The organism is Methanoculleus sp. UBA413 (assembly GCF_002502935.1).
In the GTDB taxonomy this organism is placed as follows: domain Archaea; phylum Halobacteriota; class Methanomicrobia; order Methanomicrobiales; family Methanoculleaceae; genus Methanoculleus; species Methanoculleus bourgensis.
On the sequence record NZ_DAQR01000004.1, the window covers coordinates 1 to 4,531 of the forward strand.

3 protein-coding genes are annotated in these 4,531 nt (G+C 57.9%); all 3 read left to right on the forward strand.

The features are described from left to right. Positions 1-469: 469 nt before the first annotated feature. Positions 470-3,100, forward strand: coding sequence for a hypothetical protein (locus tag BP858_RS00500; protein WP_286878548.1), 2,631 nt, complete (start codon positions 470-472; stop codon positions 3,098-3,100). A gap of 96 nt (positions 3,101-3,196) precedes the next feature. Further along, on the forward strand, positions 3,197-3,580 hold the full coding sequence (locus tag BP858_RS00505; protein ID WP_074175754.1) for a hypothetical protein: 384 nt from the start codon (positions 3,197-3,199) through the stop codon (positions 3,578-3,580). Between the two features lie 413 nt (positions 3,581-3,993). Next, a partial coding sequence (locus tag BP858_RS00510) for an Ig-like domain-containing protein (RefSeq protein ID WP_286878550.1) occupies positions 3,994-4,531 on the forward strand: 538 nt, incomplete at its 3' end.

Below are 4,531 nucleotides of genomic sequence, written 5' to 3' on the forward strand. Positions count from 1 at the left end.
GTGAGATGAACAATCAGACCATTTAACAATACGCTCCTGAATGTTTAAATCGGGGCAGGTCTCTGTTTATCATGTACTCTTCCGGAGAGTGAGCGGGTTAACTGCTATCCCTGCAACAGATTGCCAAAGCGGCCGGATTCTGGCTTGCTGCATCTTCCAATTCACTCCATGTGGTGCCGCCCGGGCACGGCCAACCCCATCGGATGGTTAACTTATTCAGCAAGATGGTTAACTTATTCAGCAAAAATCCCCAAAATCCCCGGGAACGGTCTTTTCCTTCCCGGGAAATGAACTCATTCCTGTTTGGGATCTCCCGGCCGGATCTATTCGGAGGAGTGGTCACTTCTTCGAACGTTATTCAAAAATAGTTAATATTAAGCGTCGAAATCCAAAACGGAAAGTTAAATGAAATTATTTTATGTGTTGAATTTATATACTGACTCACTCTAACTTCCCAATACGAAGGCATATGGGAAGATGGATACACGCATACCTGATCGTCGCCGGGCTGCTCCTCCTGGCGGCCCCTGCCGCTGCCCTGATACCCGATATGGTTGAGATCAGCACAGATACCGAATGGCTGACGGCGGGGAGCAGCGACACCGCGACCATCACGGTGCAGGTCGAAAACAGCACCTCAGGGAGCACCCTGATCGGGAGAACCACGGTTGAATTTGCGGTGGATAGCACCTTTGGGAGCATAACACCCGCCGTCGCCACGACCGACGCCACCGGCATGGCGACGGCGGTCTTCACCCCCGCAACCGCCAGCGGGACCGCCCCGATCACGGTGACCGTCTCGTACAGGGACGAGGAGGGAGCGCTGGTGCAGACAAAGACGGTCATGCAGCAGATCGACCACGCGGCCCCATACAAGATTGAAAACATCTGGTACGAGCCCGAGGTGACCGTCGGGGGGACGACGGATATCGCCGTCCGGATGGTCGACCGGTATGGAAACCCGGTTGACAACCGGAAGATAGCCGAGACCGTGGGCTTCATGGTGGGCTCGCCCTCCGGGAACGCGGCGTTCGGCGGTGCCGATGTCGACGTGGACGCTGCCGGGAACGCCACCATAACACTCCGGGTCGACACGCTGCCGGGCGAGAACATCGTCCTGGTAAGCCCGCCCGAACCGCTGCCTGACCGCTACCTGACGATACACGGCGTGGCAAACGGAGAGCCCTGTGCGATGGAGATCGACGTCCAGCCCGGGGGAGACCTGCCCTGCGTCATCGCCGACGGTTCAAGCCGGTTCCTCATCACCAGCACGCTCCTCGACGAGTTTGGGAACCCGTCATGCGGGAGGGAGCTTGCGATAACCACGAATGCGAGCGGCGAAGAGGAGACGCTGGTGACGACGAATGCCTACGGCCAGGCGAAGGTCAGTTACGGTCCGCAGGAGATGACCGGCGGCGTCACCATCACGGCGACCGCAGTCGACAACGCCTCAGTCACCCGGTCCCGGGAGATCGCGTTCGTCAGCAGCGACCCGACAAACCTCCTCCTCTCCACCTGCCCCGAGACGATGCCGAGCAGTGACGTGCCCGGCTCTGCCCCGACAGTCATACGGGCGAAGGTCGTCGACCGGTTTGGTAACCCGGTCGCAGGAGAAACTGTCGGGTTCTCGATACAAAATATCGTGGTGGATGACTGCTATAACCAGACCTCGGCCCCGTCGCTCTCCGGGGCGAGCACCACCACCAATACATACGGCATCGCGTCCGTAGAGTTTACCCCGGGCGCGTTCACCACCGAGTACCGGGCTCCCGGCTACAGTCCGGCCGCAACCGGCACCTGCAAAGTCGTCGCGGCGTGGAATGGTATCGAGCGCCCCATCACCCTGACCTGGGTGAACTACCCCTATCTCTCCATCACGACAAACGTCACCCCTGATGTGGTCACGGTGAACGATACGGTCGATGTCACCATCCAGCTGAAGGGGGACGGCTGGGCAATCCCCCGGTATGCGCCCATCGATGTGGTCATCCTCCTTGACCGGGGAGAGGGGATGCTCCTGAACGATGAGGACAATAAAACCGCTGGTGAAAAAAAGAAAGATATGCACGACCGGATGGTCTATGCCCGTGCCGCAGCTGGAGAGTTCGCCCGGTACATCGACACTGATATCGGCCTCTGGCAGAATAACCGTGTCGGCCTCATGCTGTACGGCGACAAGCCCATGCCGTCGCTGTATCCAGGCGGCAAGATCGATATCCTGAATCTGCCTAACGACTACAACTGGGTCAATGACGTGGGGGAGGACGGGAATCCCGGTGATGATGAGGAATACGTGAAGGTTCACTATCCTGGTAACGGCGAGGTCAGGTATGAGGATTATGCCGATCTCAAGAACGGCCTGACCCCGGGCAACTCTCCAGCCATCCATGACTCCCTCTGGAACGTAGTGCCGATGAAGAACAGTAAGGAGGGTAATCCGAGTGCCCCGCTCCGTTATGGGCTGTATAAGGCGATAAAAACGCTTGAGGATACTCCCCCGACCAGCGAGGACTCCGTGCAGGCGGTCGTCGTCCTGATGCAGAGCCGGTACAGTTATTATGGCAGCCCGTTTGGGCCGGATGCCGACGGAGTTGCGGTTTCTAACCCGGAGGATTGCGGGCCTGATTCGATTAACTACGTCCGGTTCGACGACCTCGGGGATCAGCAGAATCTGGCAAAGTATGCAAAGAGTAGGGGGATCCAGATCTTCCCGATCTACTATACGGGGAGCGGATCCCAGGCACAGGAGGATATCCCCCGCCGCCTGGCAGAGGAGTCCGGCGGTGAGTACTTCTTTGCCAACAATCATGCTGTGCTCGAGCAGGCATTTGAAGCGATCGCCAAGAGACTCATGACCGAGGCCGGCGTCAACACCACAATGGACGTCGCCTTCGAGAACGTTGAGGTGAACAGCGCCCCGGTCCCCGGCAACCAGGTCTTCAAATACGTCCCCGCGGAAGGGATCTCGACCTCCATCAAGAGCTGGGTCGAGAACGAGACGGGACGTCATACGATCATCTCGAACACCACCGACCAGAGCGACGAATGGGAGAAGAACCAGAGCCTGCACTTCGATATCGGCACCATCCGTCTCAACTAGACCTGGGAGGCAACCTTCAGGCTCAAGGTCCTCGATGAAGGGACGATCAGCCTCTTCGGGGACGGTGCGACCATTACCTTCAACGAACGCGACCGGGTGCCGATCCCCCGGGTCTACATCACGGCGTTTGGTGAGGAGAACACCACCATGGATACCTGGTCGCTCAACGTCACCAACCTCAACTGTGCTTCCCCGGTCACTGAGTTCCTCTCCATGACCTGGGATCTCAACTACACCGGGGAGAAGGAGGCCAGGCAGGAGATATCCTGCACGGGCGATGACGGATACATACGGGCGCTTGGCACCCGACCATCCTCGCAGGGTGCACACAAGATGGAGGCCTGCTTCGACGTCCGGGACCTCTCCCCGGGAAATTATACCATCCGTGTCCGGGCCACTGCCCCTGATGCCCCGGTATCGCAGGATACCTGTTTAGTCCGTATCGGAGACGGGCAGAAGGCTTACATCCGGATCCAGTGATCACCCTGCGGCAGGGTATCCCCGGGCCGCTCATTTTCCGGCTGCCGAGCAGGTGGTGGGCATCCTCCCGGTTACCTGCATAAACCGATATTTAACGATCGCGGAATGTGCTTCGCCCCGACCATAGTGTGTTTTATTAAAACCTGAGAATCCCGTTTTGAAGGGTCAATTGGTGAATGTTATCGCTTCTTTCCTGCTGCCGGATGTACGAAAAATAAAATGATGTTTTTTTATATATTATTTCCGCATTGAGCGTGGCGTTTATTACGCAGGGTATCACTAAAAAAATCCCCGAAATTTAAATTTATTGCGTATTGGAGCATTTTAAAGCGGGATAAGGTGCCCTGCGCCAGGGCGGCACAATATAAAAACTATTATATATACAATGTGTGTCATGGCTCTCTGATCTCAGTATGGATTTCCGAAAATTAGTCGCCCTCACGTTCCTCCTCTGCCTGGTCGTCCCTGTGGTGAGTGCAACAGATCCTGCTCGGATCAACCTCACGGGCAACGCCGGCTGGCTGGTGGCGAACGGGGTTGATTCAACCCGGATAACCGTGGAGGTGCGCGACGGGAACGGGACGCCTCTCGAGGACTGCGCTGTGGCGCTCCACGTCGACCCGGTCTTCGGCCGCCTGACCCCGGCAACCGTCACCACCGGTGCGTCCGGGACCGCCGCCGCCACGTTCACCACCGGCACGGCGAGCGGTGTTGCCGTGATAACCGCTTGTGCCGGGGCGGTGGAGACAACGTTTGAGCAGAAGATCGACCATGATCTCACCCCCTACCAGATATCGCGCCTCGTATACGCTCCAGAGGTGACCGCGGGCGACACCACCACCATCATCCTGGGGCTTGCCGACCAGCACGGGAACCCGGTAGATAACCGAAAGGTTGCCGAGACTGTGCGCTTCAGCGTCGGCTCGGTGAACGATGATGCGGTCTTCATCG

Coding starts and splice junctions, on each gene's coding strand:
- BP858_RS00500 (WP_286878548.1), top strand. CDS start 470: ATGGGAAGATGGATACACGCATACCTGATCGTCGCCGGGCTGCTCCTC.